Below are 17,069 nucleotides of genomic sequence, written 5' to 3'. Positions count from 1 at the left end.
ATTATTTTTTATAAACTGATTCCGATTACATAAAACAGGTCTTCCGTTGCAGGATTGAGAATGACGGAACCGAAAACGGGCAGTTCAAAGCTTTCGCTTATTTTTATTGATTTACCGGCGGTAATTCCGAGATATATTATGTTAAAGCTGTCCGTTCCGTAATACAAAGCGTCTTCGCCCGGAGTGGCGCCGAGAAACAGGTCGAGACTGACGTCTTTAACCGAAGTCGAATAGCCGAGTTCCACATAAACAGGATTGTTTTCTACGTTGTACAAAAAGTAGTTGAAGCTGATCGAAACGGGGAAACTTTCCGAGCCGCCGTAGCCTACATTTAACTCGATAAAATGAGCGCCCGGACCTTCGGCATCGTCGTAATTATTGAAATTACCGATTTTCGTACCGCTGTTCGGATTCATATAATCGGTAAATCCGATACTCAAATCGCCCGCTTTGCCCAATGAAAATGAATAAGAAGCGTAGAAATCAATTTCGTTTAATCCTGCCGGATCGGACATCGGATAAGCTCCCCAGAATCCGGCTGCAAATCCGCCGGAAGAAAGTTCTATTGTAGGCTGTATACTCGGATTATTATTGCCCAGATCAGCTCCTCTCCATATATAACGGCTTACTACGTCGGCGCCGACGGATAATTCCTGTGCGGCAATAAAACCGTAAGATAAAATCAAAATCGCAAAAATTTTATAAAAAGCTTTCATTTTATTCCTCCGTGTAATTGAATGATGTTATTGTATATACTATTTGGATACTTTTTCAAATTCGGGGTAACATTCAAGACCGTGTTCGCCGACGTCGAGACCTTCGAGTTCTTCTTCCGGCGAAACCCGTAATCCGATAGTCTTTTGAATCAGTTTGAAGAGAATGAATGCGGTAGTAAACGTCCATACAAATGCGGATACTATACCCAGAAGCTGCACGCCGACAACCGAAAGCGAGAATCCGTTTATATCGAGAACGCCTGCCATTAAGGTGCCCCATGCGCCGCAAACGCCGTGAACGGAAATTGCTCCGACCGGGTCGTCAATTTTCAAAGTTCTTTCGACAAAAATAACGCTGAGCACTACTATAACGCCGGATGTAAGACCAATAATAACGGAACTGAGCGCGCTAACATTAGCGCAACCGGCAGTAATTCCAACCAATCCTGCAAGCGCTCCGTTGAATGCCATAGTAGCCTCAGGTTTTTTGATAACAGCCCACGCAGTCAACATAGCAGCTACAGCGCCGCCAGCCGCCGCCAGATTTGTATTTACAGCTATCGAAGCAATGTCCGTAATCGCTGCCGTAGTGCTGCCGGGATTAAATCCGAACCACCCGAACCACAATATAAATGTGCCCAGCGCCGCCAAAGTTATATTATGACCCGGTATTGCCTTTGCCCTTCCGTTTCTGTCGAATTTACCGATTCTCGGTCCGAGTACAATCGCGCCGGCAAGAGCCGCCCATCCTCCTACCGAGTGAACTACTGTAGAACCTGCAAAATCGATAAAACCCAACCCTTCTAACCATCCGCTGCCATGGTAAAGACTTCCCCATGCCCACGATCCGAAAACAGGATAGATAATAGCAGTAATCACCGCCGAGTAAGCAATATATCCGATAAATTTTGTTCTCTCTGCCATGGCTCCCGAAACTATTGTGGCAGCCGTAGTAGCAAAGACCACCTGGAAGAGCCAGAACGCAAAGAGCCAGGGGTCGCCGTCTTTTGTAAAATCGGACAGGAAAAATCCGTCGGTTCCAAAAAACCCGGTTGTAGTCGTTCCGAACATAATTCCGAATCCGATTGCCCAAAAAATTAACGAGCCGACGGAAAAATCCATCAGATTCTTCATAAGAATGTTAACCGTATTCTTAGCCCTGGTCAAACCGGCTTCTACCATCGCAAAACCGGCCTGCATAAAGAATACAAGAAAAGCGGCAACCATAGTCCAGACGTAGTCGGCATGCGTCTGAACTTCTGCAATCTTCTCGGCATTGCTTTCAAGCGTCGGCGTTGAACTTTGCGCCGTCAGCAATACAGGCAAGGCAAACAGAAATAAGATTACTTTTTTGGAGTTTTTCATAAACCCTCCTCGTTTAGTTTGAAATAAGAAATAAATTGCTTGATGGATTTAATAATTTAGTTATATATGCCCTTATATATTAGTAATTAATACTAATTAAGAAATTTTCCTTATTTATTAAATTCTATTTGCAAATATAATCTTCTCTCCTAAAATGTCAAGTAAAAATTGTTAAATATTTATGCTTATTAGCATATTTTACTTAGATTATAAGGTTTTATAATGTTTTTAACAAATAATTTTAGCGTCAATGAGGAGATTTCGGTAGAATTATTTTCATAAATCTGAGAAAGTTTTGCGGGAGCATTTTCTTGTCTGAGATATTCGCTCATGATATAAGGAGTGAATTCGGGATGAAATTGCACGCCCCATGCGTTTTCGCCGACGCGTATGGCATGGTGATTTTCAAATTCGTTATAAGCCAGTCGCGTTATTTTGGGCGACGGTTTTAGAATCGTTTGCGAATGTATAGCGAAGGCTTGAAAAACCCCTGGCAGAAGACCGAAAATTTTGTCGTTCTTAGCTTCAGGCGTCGTAATAATATCAATTATTCCGGCTTCAAGTCCATTCGGATTAAAACCGATTTGACATCCCGCCGCTTTTGCCAGGAGTTGATGCCCGTAACAGATGCCGAAATAAGGAATGTTGGAATCCAGGATTCTGGAAACTATTCCCGAAAGATATTCGGCATATTCGCCTTCTTCGCTTAACATCGAATGAGATCCCGTGGAAATAAAAGCGCCGTATTTTTCGATATCAATCGGGACTCCGTTTCTTGGATCGACAATTTCAATTTCATCGCGCGAGATATCCAGTACCGACACAATCCAGTCTTCGAAGTCGCCCGATTGGATTTTTAAAGTTTCGTAGGTTGAACCTAATTTCAAAATGCATAATTTTTTCATTAGAAACGGAGTCCTTTTTTTAATTAAAGAGCCGCTTCGCCCGATTCTCCGGTGCGTATTCTTATGGCGTCCTTTAAGTCGTAAATGAAAATTTTACCGTCGCCGACTTCGCCGGTTTTAGCAGTTTTTATAATAATATCAACTGCTTTTTCGAGGCGATCGTCCGTGCAAATCATTTCGATTTTTACTTTTGGCACAAAATTAATGTTGTATTCAGTGCCTCTATAGACTTCTTTGTGACCTTTTTGTCTGCCGTAACCTCTCACTTCGGATACCGACAGTCCCTGGAAGCCGGCGTCGCTTAGGGCTTCCTGAACTTCGTCGAGTTTATGGGGACGTATAATTGCTTCGATTTTTTTCATATTTCCTCCCTTTTTATACTAATTTTTCAAAATCAGGATAAGCTTCCATACCGTGTTCGCCCAGATCGAGCCCTTCGTATTCTTCCGATTCGGAAACGCGAATTCCGATTGTTTTCTTGAGTAAGCGCCAGAGAATATAAGTAAAGACCAGAGTAAAAACTCCAACCGAAACAATTCCGATAAATTGATTTATCAGTTGGTCGAAACCGGCAAGTTGCCCGAATATACCGACAGCCAGAGTGCCCCAGATTCCGCAGACAAGATGCACAGAAAGAGCGCCGACGGGGTCGTCAAGTTTAAGCCTGTCAAATATAATTACTGAAAATACCACGATAACGCCGGCAATTCCGCCGACAATCAAAGCTTCGAAAGGACTCATTACGTCGGCTCCTGCGGTTATTCCGACCAGACCTGCGAGAATACCGTTTAATAACATTGTCAGGTCGGGCTTTTTAAGATAAAGCCACGATGTAAATGCAGCGGCTATTCCCCCTGCCGCAGCGGCAATTGAAGTTGTAACCAGCACAAGAGAAACCGCCGCCGGATCGGCGCTAAGAACGGATCCCCCGTTAAAACCGAACCATCCGAGCCAGAGCAGAAAAACTCCGATTGTAGCCAGAGGCATACTGTGACCCGGAATCGGATTGATTTTATTTCCTACATACTTTCCTTTCCTTGCGCCAAGTAAAATAATTCCTGTCAGCGCGCCCCATCCTCCGACGGAATGGACTAAAGTAGAACCCGCAAAATCGTAAAATCCGAGCTGGTCTAAAAAGCCTCCGCCCCATTTCCACATTCCTGTTATCGGATATGAAATTGCAACGAAAACTGTCGAGAAAATTAAAAAAGACGAGAGTTTAATTCTTTCAGCCACCGCCCCCGATACAATTGTAGCGGCTGTAGCGGCGAACATTCCCTGGAATAAAAATTCAGTCCAGTATGTATAGCCCATGTTATAATCTTTTGTCAGTCCCGAAACGTCGGTATGAATCCATAAACCCGAAAATCCGAGAAAACCGCCTGCGTAATCGGAACCCGGATACATTAAATTGAATCCGATAAACGCGTACGTCAGCAGCCCGATTGCGGGTATTATTGAATTTTTAAAAAGAATATTAATTGTATTTTTGGACTGCGTTAATCCCGCCTCTAAAGATGCAAACCCCAAATGCATTATAAAGACGAGCGCCGTTGATATCAGTATCCATAAATTATTTATGGTAAACAGATTATCGTATACCGCTACGGATAGTTCTTTTTCCATTTAACAACCTCCTTTTTTAAATAAAGAGAAAATACTAACCTTATTATATATGTCAAAAATATAATATTACCTTATTTATTAAGGCTTAGCTGCAAATATACAAAAATCTGTTATTTATCCAAATCGTAGGAAAGAAAATATTAAGGCATGGATTTTTTTAATAACCTCTGCCGGAAAATACGCCGTGTGAGCGGGTAACTTTAATATCCCTGAATTCCGGAGCTTTCATTCTCAGCTCAAAGCGGAAACCTCGGTAGGTTCCTATCGGATTCCAGATTAGATTAAATTCCCAACAGTGTAAATCGCGGTAGATTGAAATTTGAGGAGCGGTAAACTGTTTGCGGTCGAAATCGTAACTCCCTCTTACAATGAACCGCCAGTTTTCCGTCAGACTGAACGATAAATTGGCATTTAAATTCGAGTATATATTGGATTCTGATGGATTGAGTTTATTAAGGCTGTAGCTGTAGCTCAAACTGAGATCCCACGGTATCGTATAGACGGGCTTTTTCAATTTTTCTTTTTCAGGAGTCGTGTTCAGACTGTCCTCTGAACTTTCCTCTTTTTTACCGTATAATTTATCCGAGCTTAAATTTGTGGTTACGGAAAAATTAAAGCTTGTCAGTCGAAAAAGACCTTTGCCAGCCGATACGAGGAATCTGTTTACTTTTGTATCGCCTTCGTAATCATAAAAAGTATAAGCAGAAGAGCCGTTAAAACTAAGATACTGCCCGATCTGCGTTCTGTATGAAAGTCTCAGATCGGATAGTTTATATTCTTCAGAAGCAAAATTATATCCCACCGAAGCGTCGAGGTTGAGCAATTGGATTTTATTGCCGCCCGATTCCGAAGTATCCGAAGGATCTTTTTGAGTTTTCATTTCGAAAACATTGCCGATCGAGAAATTAATCGCTTGTCTTTTGCCCGAGCCCGCGCCGCCGTAGACCTCGTTTCGGAATTTATCGTATTTAACAATTTTTCCTTCCGAATCGGTGTAATAATCGTAATAGCCCCATGTGTCGTCGGAAAAATCGGGTTGGTAGACGTACGAAATTGCAGGTCGGAGCGTATGCCTGAAGGCTTCGATTCCCAGCATGTCGGGCTGGAAAATGCCGTATAATTTTGTCGACGCCGACAGGCTCATTTCGAAAGTTCTTACGAAATTATATTCGTTTATGTCTCGCGTAATTAAAGTGTCTTTTTCGTATTCGGTATCCGTTTCCGGGTCGTATTTAGTAATCTTCACATTTTCAATCTTAATTCTCTTATTATACCACTTTTCGTTGTAGTTAATTGAAGGCGAAATATTGAAATATCCGATTTTGGGCGAAGCGTTAATTTGAAGCCTGTGCTGCGCTCCGGCTCTATTGTCAATTTTATCGCCTGTTTTAGTCCTCCTGTTCAACAGATTCGCATTGTACGAGACTCCGATTTGTTCGTACCATTTTTGAGTTCTCGGGTCGGAGCTTTCGCCTCTGAGCGGATAGAAAAGATTTTTTGTGAAACTTAAGGAAGGCAGCGACTCGGTGACGTCGCCCGACTGCAATTTTTGAGTGCGGCTATAATTAATCGTAAGACTCGTTCCCGATTCGTCCCAGCGTTTTGTAAACGTAGCGTTCGATATTATGTTCTGCGATAGAATATCGTTATAATTAATGCTGTTGTTTTGCAAATATGACGAGGACGAAAAACGCAAATTTGCGTTCAGCTGCGTCGTCGGATTGATAGTCTGACTGTGCGTCCACGATAAATTCCAGTCGTCGGCTTCGCTCCTTTTCGAAAGCGGGTCGGTCGACTCGCCTATGCTTATTTTAGAAAAATCTGCTGTGAAGGTACCGTCGAAAGAATATCTTTTCGAATATCGAAAACGGCTGTGTAGTCCGTAACCGCCTTTAGAGTAATAATCGCCCGTCAAAGACAAATCCATATAATCGCTGATCGCCCAGAAGTAGCCGAAATTATTGAAATATTGACCGCGCCTGGCGTCCTGTCCGTACGTCGGTATTATCAATCCGGATTTTCTGCCGCCTTCCGACGGAAATATTCCGAATGGCAATGGCAGAGGGAAAGGCACTCCGGCAATATTCATAAAAATCCACCGCGCTATTATCCTGTCCTTTTGTATTACTTTCATCTGATCTGCGGTAAAATAGGTGTGAGGCGTATCGAGCTCGCAGGTTGTAAACATTCCATGCTCGATAAAGTAGATATTCTTTTCTACTTTTTTGACTTTCTCTCCTTCGTATCTCGAATCTTTTTCTCTGTTTTTTGCCATCGAAATAAAGCCGCGCTGCGTTTTGAAATTATATTTCAATGAAGAGCCTTCGTAAACTTCGAATCCTTCTTTGAGGACGGGCGTTTCTTTCCATCTGACCTTAGCCGTATCGGAAGTGTCTTCGATTCCGAAAGCCTCGAGGTCGTTCGTATTGTAATCGAGATTTATCAAACCGCTGTTGAGTTCAATGTCTTTATATTTAAGATCGGCTTGACCGAAGAGATACATCTTTTTCGAAGAGACGTCAAAAATAAGAGAATCCGACGCGGAAGCGTAGACCACGTCGTCAATTTCGCCGCCCTTTTTTCCGGTAGTAGTATCCCGAGGCGTTTCCGTTTGAGCTTGCAGCGTCGAAAAAAATAATGATATTGCAATAAGAAAATATTTCATCCCGTTTTCAATTACGTATCATAAATTATTGAATCTTGCTCTTGAAATCGACTCTTCAATTTTTCGAATAATCTGTTCGGCAACTCGCAGCGCTTTTAAGCCGTCGTAACCGGTAACAGGAGGAACCGTATCGTTCAATACGGATTCGGCGAACAATTTCAGTTCGTACTGCAGAGGATTAATATTAACGCTGTCCGGGCGTTCTATAACAACGGTTCTTTTTTTATCTTCGATTCCTATTTGACCGATCGGGAAAGCGCCCGATTCCGGCAAAACGCCTTGCGGCATTAAACGGATAATTTCGGAAGAGCCTTCGATAAAATCGACCGAGAAATAGGTGTCCTGCTGGAACATTCTCATTTTACGCATCCGCTTTTGAGATATTCTGCTGGCTGTAACATTGGCGACTGCAAAATTTTCGAATTCGATTCTGGCGTTTGCAATGTCGATATTATTCGATACAACCGAAATACCGCTTGCGCGAATATCCTTAATTTCGCTTTTAACCAAACTTAATATAATGTCGATATCGTGAATCATCAGATCCAGAATAACCGCCACGTCGGTTCCGCGAGGATTGAACTGCGCCAGACGATCGGACTGAATGAACATCGGATTGAGTTCGTATTTTTCGAGCGAGACGAGCGCGGGATTGAAACGCTCGATATGGCCCACCTGCAATTTGAGATTTTTCTCTTCTGAAATAGCCACCAGTTCTTCCGCCTCGGAAATGTGAGCGGTAATCGGTTTTTCAACAAAAACGTGCTTGCCGTATCCGAAAGCTTTTTTTACCAATTCATAATGAGCGCTGGTCGTTGCAACGATTACCACCGCTTCCGAATCGTTAATCAATTTGTCCATATCCTGATATTGCTTTACGCCGAATTCTTCCGAAACGTTTTTCGATTTTTCAAAATCTTTGTCGTAAACTCCGCACAATTCCACGTTATCAAGTTCTTTTAGCAATTTAACGTGAATTCTTCCGAGATGTCCCGTGCCGATTACGCCTATTTTTAGTTTATTCATAATTCACCGAAATTATTTTGTTATAACCGATTATTTTGTGATAAGATCCGTATTCCGGACTTTTATAATAAATGAAGATATGATATTCGTTGACAGTTTCCCAAAAGTTTCCTTCTAGAATATACCAGTCGGGTTGAGTTATGTCGTACGCAATTACGTACTGGTAATCGTAAATTCCGCGTTTGAGCTCCAGAGTCAAATAGAGGAGTCCGTTATCGTCAAACATTTCGTATTCGGGGAGAATGCGCCAATTGTTGAACGCTCCTGTGAGATAAACGGGCGCTTGAATATCTTCCGGCGGTCGGATTCTGAAAGTAACATAGAGATACTCCGCGTAATCGCTTTTATAATTTGTAAGTATCGAACCGCCATTTAAATCCTTTTTCCTTTTATGGAAAAAATCGGAAGTCTCTATACCGTCGTATTGAGCATAGACTTCTTTAGCGTTATAAATGTTATAATCCCTCAAATCCGTTTGACGGTATTCGTTTCCCGGACGAATATTTCTTGCAATAAATTTGAATTTGTTATTGCCGTTCCATTCGTAAAAACGCTCGTAGTCCGTATGCGTCGGATCGATTATAACGGGATAGTCGATCTTCCTGTTTTCGATTATTTCGACTCCCAATATTTCCGACGGGTAGAGCGAATCGGGAATTCTGAATTCCGTATTAATCGAAATGGTTCTGGCGAGCGCGGGAATATCGGGTTCGTTGCCCTGAAACCGTTCTTTATGCAAAACCGTTATCGGCTTAATTTCCGGATAGACCACATAAAAGCTCCCCTCGGCAAACACGATCGTTGGATCGTAGGAATCGACAATATAGAATTTCCACTTGCCAGAAAACGGAAAAGTAACGTTCTTATTCGGGAAAGCTCCCGTATAATGATATCGCGCCCCTTCGATGTGAAGCGGCAGTCTCTGAAAATTGAGATAATATTCGGTATTGTACCTCTGATTCAAAAAGAATGCGTCTTCGTATGGCTTCCAGTTCTTATCGCAAAAACGGAAGACAATATTGAAATTCGGAGGAGAATTCGAATTAACGTCGAATTCTATAGTAACAGTCTGCTTCGGTTCGGCTTTCGCGTCGATTAGAGGAAAAGAAGTTTCGTCTCCCGTAGAATAGACTTTGAGACTTTTAATCTCGATATCGGCTGCATTAATTACGCCATAGAGCAGGAAAAAAAATATCAGAATATTTCGACGCATTTTATCGAGCTGAATGGTACGAAAATATTGAATGTTTTATCTTCTCTTTTTGCTTCGAGCAAAAGTCCGTCGTCGTATGCTCCTACAAGTTTTCCTGTCTTAAAAACTATTTCGTAAAATGCCGGATGGTCGGAGTTCTCTTTGCCGTAGACGACTCCGTAATTTTCGTTCATAGTGATATTGAGAACTTTGCCCGTAAAATCAGACCAGTTGAGTTTCATTTTATTTTTTCCCGAATATTTTTTTATACGAAATTAAAACTATATAAAAATGCAAACTTTTACAATCGACAAGCCTATTACTCTTCCTTAATCAAACGGATTTTATTTCAGAATAAAAAAAATCCCGCATGGAAGCGGGATCGATTAATCTTTTGAGTTCGACTTATGAAAAAATTATCTTTCTTTTACAACTATATCGCCGCCGGAAGTCGAGGCGTACAATTTGACGCCGCCGTTATTAAAACGCGCTTCGTATTTTCCTCTTTTAACGGACATCTCCTTTGCGTTCGGATAGTCGCAGTCGATATCGCCTCCCCATGTTTCCAGCAGAACGTCCGCGTCGATATCGGAAGGCAGATTTATTATAATGTCTCCGCCCGAAGTCGAGGCGTTAATCCCTTTGAATTTTCCGTCAAGGTCGACCATAATATCTCCACCGGAAGTTTCGGCATTGACGTAGCCGTCGTTCGAACGAACTCTGATATTGCCTCCTGAAGTAGATACTTCCACATTGCCTTTAACTGATTTTACCGTTATGTCGCCGCCGGATGTGGAAGCCGATACGTCGCCGTAATGACTATCGATTACAATATCTCCGCCTGATGTTTCAGCGGTAAGAGCGCCTTTTGTATTCGAAAGTTTAATGTCGCCGCCCGATGTTTCGAGCCTTTTTTCTCCGTTAATCGAATAGAGAGCTATGTCGCCGCCGGAAGTTTCGATTTCCAGTTTGAAATCGGATGGAACTTTAACTTCGACCAAAGAGCCTCCCACGCCGCCGAACCAGTCGAAAAATCCGCTCCGTTTTTTCTTTACCGTCACTCTTACACCGTCTTCCATTCTGTCGATATCGACTTTAACTTTCGAAGCCGTTTTTTTGCTCCCTTTGACTTTTACTTCCACGCTGTTTTTATCCCATGAGGAAACTTTTACGTCGCTGCCGGAAGCTTCCACGTAAAGGCTTTCTCCGGCTGATACATCGAATGTTTTTTCGGCAATTATACTCTGAGCATTTAAATAACCGAACGATACGAGCAGCAAACCCAGGATTGTAATTGTTTTCGTAATCAGTCTCATTTTTGCATCTCCCTATTATTTTATATTTTTTGGAAGTATTTCTGAATTACACGGCTTTAGACTCGTAACAGACACAAAAAGTTAGACGATGGCAAAATTTTTTATAGTATTTATCGGAGCCGGTTTCGGAGGAAGTCTCCGCTATTACGTATCGGCGCTATTTTACAGAATATTTCCCGTTTTATTTCCCGTCGGAACTCTGGCGGTAAATTTTCTGGGCAGTTTCCTTCTCGGATTATTGATTTACGGATTTGACGAACGCGAATTAATTTCTTCGAATATGAAGTTATTGCTCGGAGTAGGATTCTGCGGCGGATTCACTACGTTTTCAACATTTTCTCTCGAAACGCTCAATCTTCTGAAGGAATCGCAATTCCTTCTTGCCGGACTGAATATATTCCTTAACGTTGCTGTATCGCTCATCGGAGTATACACCGCATATATTTTAACGAGGTAAATCATGAGGATATCAGGCGAAGCAAAATTGCTCAGAATTTTTGTGGGTGAGTCCGACAAAAGCGGGACAGTCAATGTTTACGAAAAGATTGTTCTGGAAGCCCGCAAATCGAATTTAGCCGGCGCAACGGTATATAAAGGAATAATGGGTTTCGGCGGAAAGAGCAGGATTCACACCGCAAAATTTTTGCGCCTCTCGGAGGACTTGCCGTTGGTTATCGAAATTGTGGACGAAGCCGAAAAAATCGAAAAGTTTATTCCCACGGTCGAAAAAATCTTCGAAGAATCGAATTCGGGCGGATTGATTACGCTCGAACGCGCTGAAATAATTAAATACACGGCAAACAAATGAAGTTAATCTTTCAGTCGTCCTTCTTTCTATTTTTTTCTTTCAATCTTCTTTTTGCTCAGACCGAAAACCGTTATAACCTCAATCAATTCGGAAAAGAAACAATCGAATTTGTTAAGATACCGCTCGAAGCCGACAGGAATGATTTTATGACGCTCGGCATAATAAGCGCCGGAGCCTTGCTTGCCATGCAAGCGGACCAACCCGTAAGAGACGCCGTAATGAAAGACCGGCGGTACTATTCTTCTTTTCCGATGAAATTCGGGAAAGCCTGGGGCGACCTTTATACCGCTCCGGCTATTGCCCTTTTGACGGGTTTGTACGGAAATCTGTCCGGCAATAAAACTTATTCTAAAATCGGGTTCGAAATTATGCAAACGATGCTCTATTCGGGCATGGTTACGGGTTTTATTAAAGCAGCCGCCGGACGCGCTCGCCCTTTTACGGACAAAGGTTCTTCTTTCTATAAACCTTTTACATTTTTTGACGACGACTATCATTCTTTGCCGTCCGGTCATGCCACGCTTGCTTTCGGTTTATCGACCGTTCTTGCAAACAATACGGATTCCGATTATCTGAAAGCTCTTTTCTATCTTCCGGCTGTTTTGACGGCAGTTTCGCGAGTCTATCACGACAATCACTGGACTTCCGATGTACTGCTCGGGGCGGCAATCGGTTATTTAACTGCCAGGTGGGTCTACGGTAAACACGCTCGAAACGATTCAAGCGAACAAATCGGTTTTATGCAGGGCGGAGAGTTCAACTGGATATATGTAAAAATTAATTTTTAAGTCGGGGGGAAAATTATGAAAAAGTTTCAATCGATAATAATTCTCCTTTTGCTTGCAAGTATTCTCTATGCGCAGGTTCGTCTTCCCAAATTGATAAGCGACGGAATGGTATTGCAACGGGAAGTTCCGCTTAAAATATGGGGATGGGCTTCGCCAGGCGAAAAAGTCGAAATCAAATTTATCGATTCCGCTTATAGCGTCGCGGCTTCCGATAAAGGCAAATGGCAGATAATGATTCCTCCTCAAAATGCCGGCGGACCCTATAAAATGGAAATCTCGGCTTCCAATAAAATTACAATAAACGATATTTTAATCGGCGACGTTTGGGTCTGCTCGGGTCAGTCGAACATGGAACTGCCGATGCGCAGGGTCGAACCCGTTTATAAGGATATAATTGCAAACTCGAGCAATAAATTCATACGACAGTTTTACGTACCGCGCGAATATTGTTTTACCGAAAGGAAGGAAGATTTTTCGGACGGTAAATGGACAGAAGCGAATCCTCAAACCGTTCTCGACTTTACCGCCGTCGGTTACTTTTTTGCAAGAGAGTTATACGATAAATATAAAATTCCGATCGGACTGATAAATACGAGTTTGGGCGGCTCGCCTGCCGAAGCCTGGATGAGCGAAGAAGCTTTAAAAGAATTTCCACGTTATTACGAAGAACTCCAAAAGTTCAAGGATTATAGCTTAATCGAAAAAATCAGAAAAAGCGACAGCGTAAGAATTAATAATTGGTATACTACGCTCAGGCGCAAAGACGAGGGATATAAAAATCCCGATACGCCATGGTATTCGACCGCTTTGAATACTAGCGGCTGGGATACGATTGCAATTCCGGGATATTGGAAAAATACCCCGCTCGAGGGTACCAACGGTGCGGTATGGTTCCGAAAAGAAATACAGATACCTGAATCCGCCGATAAAAGTTGGGGACTTCTGATACTCGGCAGAATTGTGGACGCCGATTCGGTTTTCGTAAACGGTAAATTCGCAGGCTCTGTCAGTTACCAATATCCGCCGAGGAGATACCGATTACCCGAAGGCGTTCTTAAGCCCGGCAGAAACCTGATTACTGTTAGAGTGATAAGCAATATCGGCGATGGAGGGTTCGTGCCCGACAAACAGTACGAACTCGTTTTAAAAGACACGACAATCGACCTGAAGGGATACTGGAAATATAAAACCGGAGCCGTAATGCCTCCGCTCGAAAGTCAAACTTTTATCCGATGGAAGCCCGGCGGACTTTTTAACGCAATGTTAGCCCCGCTTTTCAATTATAAAATCAAAGGCGTCGTTTGGTACCAGGGCGAATCGAATGCGGACAGACCGGTTGAATACAGGCGTCTTTTCCCTGCTTTAATAAAGGACTGGCGAAACAATTGGCATCAGGGTGATTTCCCGTTCCTATTCGTTCAACTTGCAAATTTTATGGAACCCGATTCGGCGCCTTCGAACAGCAATTGGGCTCTTTTGAGGGAAGCTCAAACAAAAGCTCTCGATTTGCCGAATACAGGAATGGCTGTAACAATCGATATCGGCGAATGGAACGATATACATCCGCTAAACAAAAAAGACGCGGGCAAAAGACTTGCTTTGGCGGCAATGAAAATTGCTTATGGCGAAGATCCGGTTTTTTCCGGACCGGTATATAAATCGATGCGAATCGAAGGGAACAAAATAATTATCGATTTTTCGCATACGGGCGGAGGTCTAGTTTGCAAAGGAAATCAATTAAAACATTTTGCCATTGCAGGCGCCGACAAAAAATTCGTATGGGCTAATGCGGAAATCAAAGACAATAAAGTAATTGTTTGGAGCGATGAGATTAAGAATCCGGTCGCCGTTCGATATGCGTGGGCGGATAATCCCGAAGGCGCTAATCTTTACAACAAAGAGGGTCTTCCCGCCTCGCCTTTCAGAACCGACGACTGGTAAGCTGCAACATGCGCTTCGATTAATAAATGTTTTCAATGTAATATTCAGTATTCATTACGGCTTCCGGTCCCTAATCACCAATCCCCAATCCCTATTTACTAATCCCTATTTTATTAATAAAACCGGACTGAATTTTTGATCTTACGGAAGCGTCCAATATTTCCCCTTTGGCGGACGATTGCGATCCGATTTTATCGATGTATATATTGAGTTTTTCTTCCAGGCGCGCGGAGCCGAGACGTTTCAGCGCTTCCAGATATAACGGCATGATTGAAATGTCCTGTTTCTCGAAATCATTTTCCAGAACGGGCAGCGCTTCTTTAATATTATGTTCAATAACAATACCGACCGCTTTAATTCTTACGGAATCGACCGGGCTATTAATATCGGTCAGGATTTTATTTTTGTCCTGAAGATTACCGTAAATATTATTAATCGTTAAAAAGCAAATAAGTATGAAAACTAAGTTCTTTTTCATTTTGAACGCCTTTTATTATTAAAACTTATTTCAGAAGGAGCATTTTTCTGTCGATTCTGACGCCGTTTCCTTTCAAACTGCAAATATAAACGCCGCTGGATAAATTAGCGCCGTTAAATTCGGCTACGTAATAGCCGGGTTTACGCACGCCTTCGAACAAGACTTTTACTGCTCTGCCGAGAATATCGTAAATTATCAGTGTTATTTTTCCTTCCGAAGGAATCTGATATCCGATTTTAGTTACGGGATTAAACGGGTTGGGATAGTTTTGCTCGAGCAGATATTCCTTCGGAGGCGCCGCTTTAATCTTTATCTCTTTTTCTTCAATCACTCCGTATTGATTACGAATTTCGATAGTCATCGATTCTTCTTTGTCTAATTCGGCATTTTTGTCAACGGAAAAAATAATTACCGCCGTTTTTTGTCCATCCCGTTTGATTTCGTCGATTTTGTCATCAACGGACACTATTTCCAGCCAGTCGGGTTTGCTTTTGATTTCAAGATATATGCCGCTCAAATTCACTTCCGTGCCGTTTACAATTTCCAGTTCTATTAAATTGTTACGGCTTCCGAAAGGTATTTCGTGAATTGTCTGAAAGTAATAGTCTGTACTGCAAAAGAGAATTAATATAATTAAATACCGTAACATTTTGTCGCCTCCTGATATTAATATCAAAGTCTTTCCCTCAAATAAACCGAATAATAATAGAGGAACCGGTATGCGTCTTCGTTTATCCAGCCGTACCCTTTTGCCGTATTTACCCAGTTCTCATACGCCTGCAATATTATTGCCGTACTCGACGGATAGCCCGTATTTAGCATCAGCCGGGCATTCTCCAATTGTGTCTTGTTTATATTCCATACCCATTCATAACTCAACCACCCCAGTTCGTAACACTGATTGTTGTAACTGATTAAACTGTCTATCATTGATTGAGGGGTTTCGGAGCTGTCGGGCTTTGGCGGCTTGGAAATTAATAAATCATTTATCAAAAATTGATAATTACTATCAAGCTCTAATGGTAAATAATCTTTTAAAAATTTACTAACTTCCGGTGAATTATATCTCGTAATTAATTCATCTGCTATTCTTCTTCGTACTATACCTTCTTGTTCTTTATATATTTGTTCCCTTAATGCATTTTTAATTTCGGTATTTTTGTAATTACTGAATCTAAATTTTGCTATCACAAATCTTACATCTGAACTTTCATCATTTTTAAATCTCTCTATAAAAAAAGGGATCATTTCTTCTCCGTAAATTTCATCCAGAAAACTTAATGCATAAATTCTAAAAGCATAATCGCCTGCTTTTTCTGCTATTTTCATTAATTCTCGTTTTGCTCTTTCTCTTTCCGATGGCATTCCCTTTGCTATATAATATAACAAATCTACTGTTTCACCGCACGCTTCTTCCCAATCTTCCTCCAATCTATCATATACTATCTGATAATGACTAAAATTACTTTTCTGAAATAATATATATAATACCAATGTTTTTAATTCAAGTTTTGTAAAATATTCATCCTCAGGATAGTGGTCTACAGAATCTATAAATGCCAGTGTTAATTCTTCAGCTTTATCTGAACCTAATAAACGTAATGCATCTAGAAATCTTGTTTGTGTATAAGGGTCTTGTTTCCATATGTTCTCTATTATTGCCTGTTCTGCTTCCTTTATTTCATCTTCGATTATTCGTTCTATTGCATAAGGTGCGTAATGATCTGTCCCTATGGAATCGTCTGTAACAATAGATAATGAATTTATTATTTCTTGTTTCTCTTGCTCGCTTAAACCCTGAGCTTTTAATTGTATTAATGATACAATGAATAATACATATATTAATTTCTGTTTCATATTAATACCCCGGAAATATTAATTGCAAGTAACATCTGTGTGTATTCGATTTAGGTTCCCAACATATTTCGAGACAACTAATTCTTTAATTTTATCATGTACTTCATTTTCATAATCGATTCTTTTAAGGGAATTTTTTTTACCTGCCTTTTCATACCAAGCATTAATTATATTTTTTCTTAAGTCCTTGATTAAATTATTATAATAGCCTTTACCTTTCATTTTGGCATCATTTATATCGTTTATATCCTTACAACTCAAGGTGTAAATTCATTTTTAGTTGAAAATAAAAAAGAGAGACTCCTGAAAAATTAGTAATTTTTGGTTTAGGCAACTAAAAAAACTAAAAGGAGTCTCTTATGCAAAATACAAATAATAGGAACAAA

17 protein-coding genes are annotated in these 17,069 nt (G+C 41.3%); 4 read left to right on the top strand and 13 right to left on the bottom strand.

The annotated features are described in order from the left end of the window. Nucleotides 1-8 precede the first annotated feature (8 nt). From ACOYVE_RS08985 to ACOYVE_RS08940, 10 genes are all read right to left on the bottom strand, one after another. Nucleotides 9-716 carry a TorF family putative porin gene (locus ACOYVE_RS08985; protein ID WP_422881610.1) on the bottom strand — a complete coding sequence of 236 codons (708 nt, stop codon included), beginning with the start codon at nucleotides 714-716 and terminating at the stop codon, nucleotides 9-11. A gap of 39 nt (nucleotides 717-755) precedes the next feature. Further along, nucleotides 756-2,081 (bottom strand): ammonium transporter, encoded by a 1,326-nt coding sequence (locus ACOYVE_RS08980; RefSeq protein WP_014857060.1) that lies wholly within the window; start codon nucleotides 2,079-2,081, stop codon nucleotides 756-758. Nucleotides 2,082-2,269: 188 nt separating this feature from the next. Continuing rightward, nucleotides 2,270-2,986: a glutamine amidotransferase-related protein gene (locus tag ACOYVE_RS08975; RefSeq protein WP_422881608.1), complete on the bottom strand. Its 717-nt coding sequence runs from the start codon at nucleotides 2,984-2,986 to the stop codon at nucleotides 2,270-2,272. A 23-nt stretch (nucleotides 2,987-3,009) separates the two neighbouring features. Further along, nucleotides 3,010-3,348, bottom strand: coding sequence for a P-II family nitrogen regulator (locus tag ACOYVE_RS08970; RefSeq protein ID WP_014857058.1), 339 nt, complete (start codon nucleotides 3,346-3,348; stop codon nucleotides 3,010-3,012). Between the two features lie 13 nt (nucleotides 3,349-3,361). Further along, nucleotides 3,362-4,612 (bottom strand): ammonium transporter, encoded by a 1,251-nt coding sequence (locus ACOYVE_RS08965; protein ID WP_422881607.1) that lies wholly within the window; start codon nucleotides 4,610-4,612, stop codon nucleotides 3,362-3,364. A gap of 157 nt (nucleotides 4,613-4,769) precedes the next feature. Then, nucleotides 4,770-7,277 (bottom strand): putative LPS assembly protein LptD, encoded by a 2,508-nt coding sequence (locus tag ACOYVE_RS08960; RefSeq protein ID WP_422881605.1) that lies wholly within the window; start codon nucleotides 7,275-7,277, stop codon nucleotides 4,770-4,772. Between the two features lie 18 nt (nucleotides 7,278-7,295). After that, nucleotides 7,296-8,303 (bottom strand): Gfo/Idh/MocA family protein, encoded by a 1,008-nt coding sequence (locus ACOYVE_RS08955; RefSeq protein ID WP_014857055.1) that lies wholly within the window; start codon nucleotides 8,301-8,303, stop codon nucleotides 7,296-7,298. After that, a complete protein-coding gene (locus ACOYVE_RS08950; protein WP_422881603.1) occupies nucleotides 8,296-9,516 on the bottom strand; it encodes a type IX secretion system plug protein domain-containing protein in 1,221 nt (406 codons plus the stop codon). Before ACOYVE_RS08950 ends, ACOYVE_RS08955 begins: the two co-directional genes overlap by 8 nt. Next, nucleotides 9,498-9,737, bottom strand: a complete 240-nt coding sequence (locus ACOYVE_RS08945) for a hypothetical protein (RefSeq protein WP_422881602.1) — start codon at nucleotides 9,735-9,737, stop codon at nucleotides 9,498-9,500. Before ACOYVE_RS08945 ends, ACOYVE_RS08950 begins: the two co-directional genes overlap by 19 nt. Nucleotides 9,738-9,911: 174 nt before the next feature. Next, nucleotides 9,912-10,811 carry a DUF4097 family beta strand repeat-containing protein gene (locus ACOYVE_RS08940; RefSeq protein WP_422881601.1) on the bottom strand — a complete coding sequence of 300 codons (900 nt, stop codon included), beginning with the start codon at nucleotides 10,809-10,811 and terminating at the stop codon, nucleotides 9,912-9,914. A gap of 88 nt (nucleotides 10,812-10,899) precedes the next feature. Here ACOYVE_RS08940 and crcB point away from each other — a divergent pair, with 88 nt between their 5' ends. The 4 genes from crcB to ACOYVE_RS08920 are packed head-to-tail and all read left to right on the top strand — an operon-like array spanning nucleotide 10,900 to nucleotide 14,348. Further along, nucleotides 10,900-11,268 (top strand): fluoride efflux transporter CrcB, encoded by a 369-nt coding sequence (crcB, locus tag ACOYVE_RS08935; protein WP_422881599.1) that lies wholly within the window; start codon nucleotides 10,900-10,902, stop codon nucleotides 11,266-11,268. 3 nt (nucleotides 11,269-11,271) lie between these two features. Further along, complete coding sequence (locus ACOYVE_RS08930; RefSeq protein ID WP_422881597.1) at nucleotides 11,272-11,619, top strand: DUF190 domain-containing protein; 348 nt, start codon at nucleotides 11,272-11,274, stop codon at nucleotides 11,617-11,619. Next, nucleotides 11,616-12,407: a phosphatase PAP2 family protein gene (locus ACOYVE_RS08925; RefSeq protein WP_422881596.1), complete on the top strand. Its 792-nt coding sequence runs from the start codon at nucleotides 11,616-11,618 to the stop codon at nucleotides 12,405-12,407. The genes ACOYVE_RS08930 and ACOYVE_RS08925 overlap by 4 nt, the downstream gene beginning before the upstream one ends. A gap of 15 nt (nucleotides 12,408-12,422) precedes the next feature. After that, complete coding sequence (locus ACOYVE_RS08920; protein ID WP_422881595.1) at nucleotides 12,423-14,348, top strand: sialate O-acetylesterase; 1,926 nt, start codon at nucleotides 12,423-12,425, stop codon at nucleotides 14,346-14,348. 91 nt (nucleotides 14,349-14,439) lie between these two features. Here ACOYVE_RS08920 and ACOYVE_RS08915 read toward each other — a convergent pair whose 3' ends face one another. From ACOYVE_RS08915 to ACOYVE_RS08905, 3 genes are read right to left on the bottom strand one after another with little or no spacing between them, the layout of a single operon-like run. Next, the gene (locus ACOYVE_RS08915) at nucleotides 14,440-14,826 is read right to left on the bottom strand and encodes a hypothetical protein (RefSeq protein ID WP_422881593.1); all 387 of its coding nucleotides are present in this window, start codon (nucleotides 14,824-14,826) and stop codon (nucleotides 14,440-14,442) included. Nucleotides 14,827-14,851: 25 nt separating this feature from the next. Further along, nucleotides 14,852-15,475, bottom strand: coding sequence for a T9SS type A sorting domain-containing protein (locus tag ACOYVE_RS08910; protein WP_422881592.1), 624 nt, complete (start codon nucleotides 15,473-15,475; stop codon nucleotides 14,852-14,854). Between the two features lie 23 nt (nucleotides 15,476-15,498). Continuing rightward, nucleotides 15,499-16,683, bottom strand: a complete 1,185-nt coding sequence (locus ACOYVE_RS08905; RefSeq protein ID WP_422881590.1) for a hypothetical protein — start codon at nucleotides 16,681-16,683, stop codon at nucleotides 15,499-15,501. Nucleotides 16,684-17,069: the final 386 nt, after the last annotated feature.

Origin of the sequence: Melioribacter sp. (assembly GCF_049325435.1) — a bacterium.
Taxonomy (GTDB): Bacteria; Bacteroidota; Ignavibacteria; order Ignavibacteriales; family Melioribacteraceae; genus Melioribacter; species Melioribacter roseus.
Note: the sequence above shows the minus strand (reverse complement) of the source record. Positions and strands in the feature narration are given on the sequence as shown.

What these genes read in the sequence shown, in the direction of transcription:
- ACOYVE_RS08945 (WP_422881602.1), bottom strand. Translation starts at nt 9,737, where the DNA reads ATGAAACTCAACTGGTCTGATTTTACGGGCAAAGTTCTCAATATCACT.
- ACOYVE_RS08915 (WP_422881593.1), bottom strand. Translation starts at nt 14,826, where the DNA reads ATGAAAAAGAACTTAGTTTTCATACTTATTTGCTTTTTAACGATTAAT.
- ACOYVE_RS08940 (WP_422881601.1), bottom strand. Translation starts at nt 10,811, where the DNA reads ATGAGACTGATTACGAAAACAATTACAATCCTGGGTTTGCTGCTCGTA.
- ACOYVE_RS08905 (WP_422881590.1), bottom strand. Translation starts at nt 16,683, where the DNA reads ATGAAACAGAAATTAATATATGTATTATTCATTGTATCATTAATACAA.
- ACOYVE_RS08980 (WP_014857060.1), bottom strand. Translation starts at nt 2,081, where the DNA reads ATGAAAAACTCCAAAAAAGTAATCTTATTTCTGTTTGCCTTGCCTGTA.
- ACOYVE_RS08955 (WP_014857055.1), bottom strand. Translation starts at nt 8,303, where the DNA reads ATGAATAAACTAAAAATAGGCGTAATCGGCACGGGACATCTCGGAAGA.
- ACOYVE_RS08920 (WP_422881595.1), top strand. Translation starts at nt 12,423, where the DNA reads ATGAAAAAGTTTCAATCGATAATAATTCTCCTTTTGCTTGCAAGTATT.
- crcB (WP_422881599.1), top strand. Translation starts at nt 10,900, where the DNA reads ATGGCAAAATTTTTTATAGTATTTATCGGAGCCGGTTTCGGAGGAAGT.
- ACOYVE_RS08970 (WP_014857058.1), bottom strand. Translation starts at nt 3,348, where the DNA reads ATGAAAAAAATCGAAGCAATTATACGTCCCCATAAACTCGACGAAGTT.
- ACOYVE_RS08930 (WP_422881597.1), top strand. Translation starts at nt 11,272, where the DNA reads ATGAGGATATCAGGCGAAGCAAAATTGCTCAGAATTTTTGTGGGTGAG.
- ACOYVE_RS08965 (WP_422881607.1), bottom strand. Translation starts at nt 4,612, where the DNA reads ATGGAAAAAGAACTATCCGTAGCGGTATACGATAATCTGTTTACCATA.
- ACOYVE_RS08985 (WP_422881610.1), bottom strand. Translation starts at nt 716, where the DNA reads ATGAAAGCTTTTTATAAAATTTTTGCGATTTTGATTTTATCTTACGGT.
- ACOYVE_RS08910 (WP_422881592.1), bottom strand. Translation starts at nt 15,475, where the DNA reads ATGTTACGGTATTTAATTATATTAATTCTCTTTTGCAGTACAGACTAT.
- ACOYVE_RS08925 (WP_422881596.1), top strand. Translation starts at nt 11,616, where the DNA reads ATGAAGTTAATCTTTCAGTCGTCCTTCTTTCTATTTTTTTCTTTCAAT.
- ACOYVE_RS08975 (WP_422881608.1), bottom strand. Translation starts at nt 2,986, where the DNA reads ATGAAAAAATTATGCATTTTGAAATTAGGTTCAACCTACGAAACTTTA.
- ACOYVE_RS08950 (WP_422881603.1), bottom strand. Translation starts at nt 9,516, where the DNA reads ATGCGTCGAAATATTCTGATATTTTTTTTCCTGCTCTATGGCGTAATT.
- ACOYVE_RS08960 (WP_422881605.1), bottom strand. Translation starts at nt 7,277, where the DNA reads ATGAAATATTTTCTTATTGCAATATCATTATTTTTTTCGACGCTGCAA.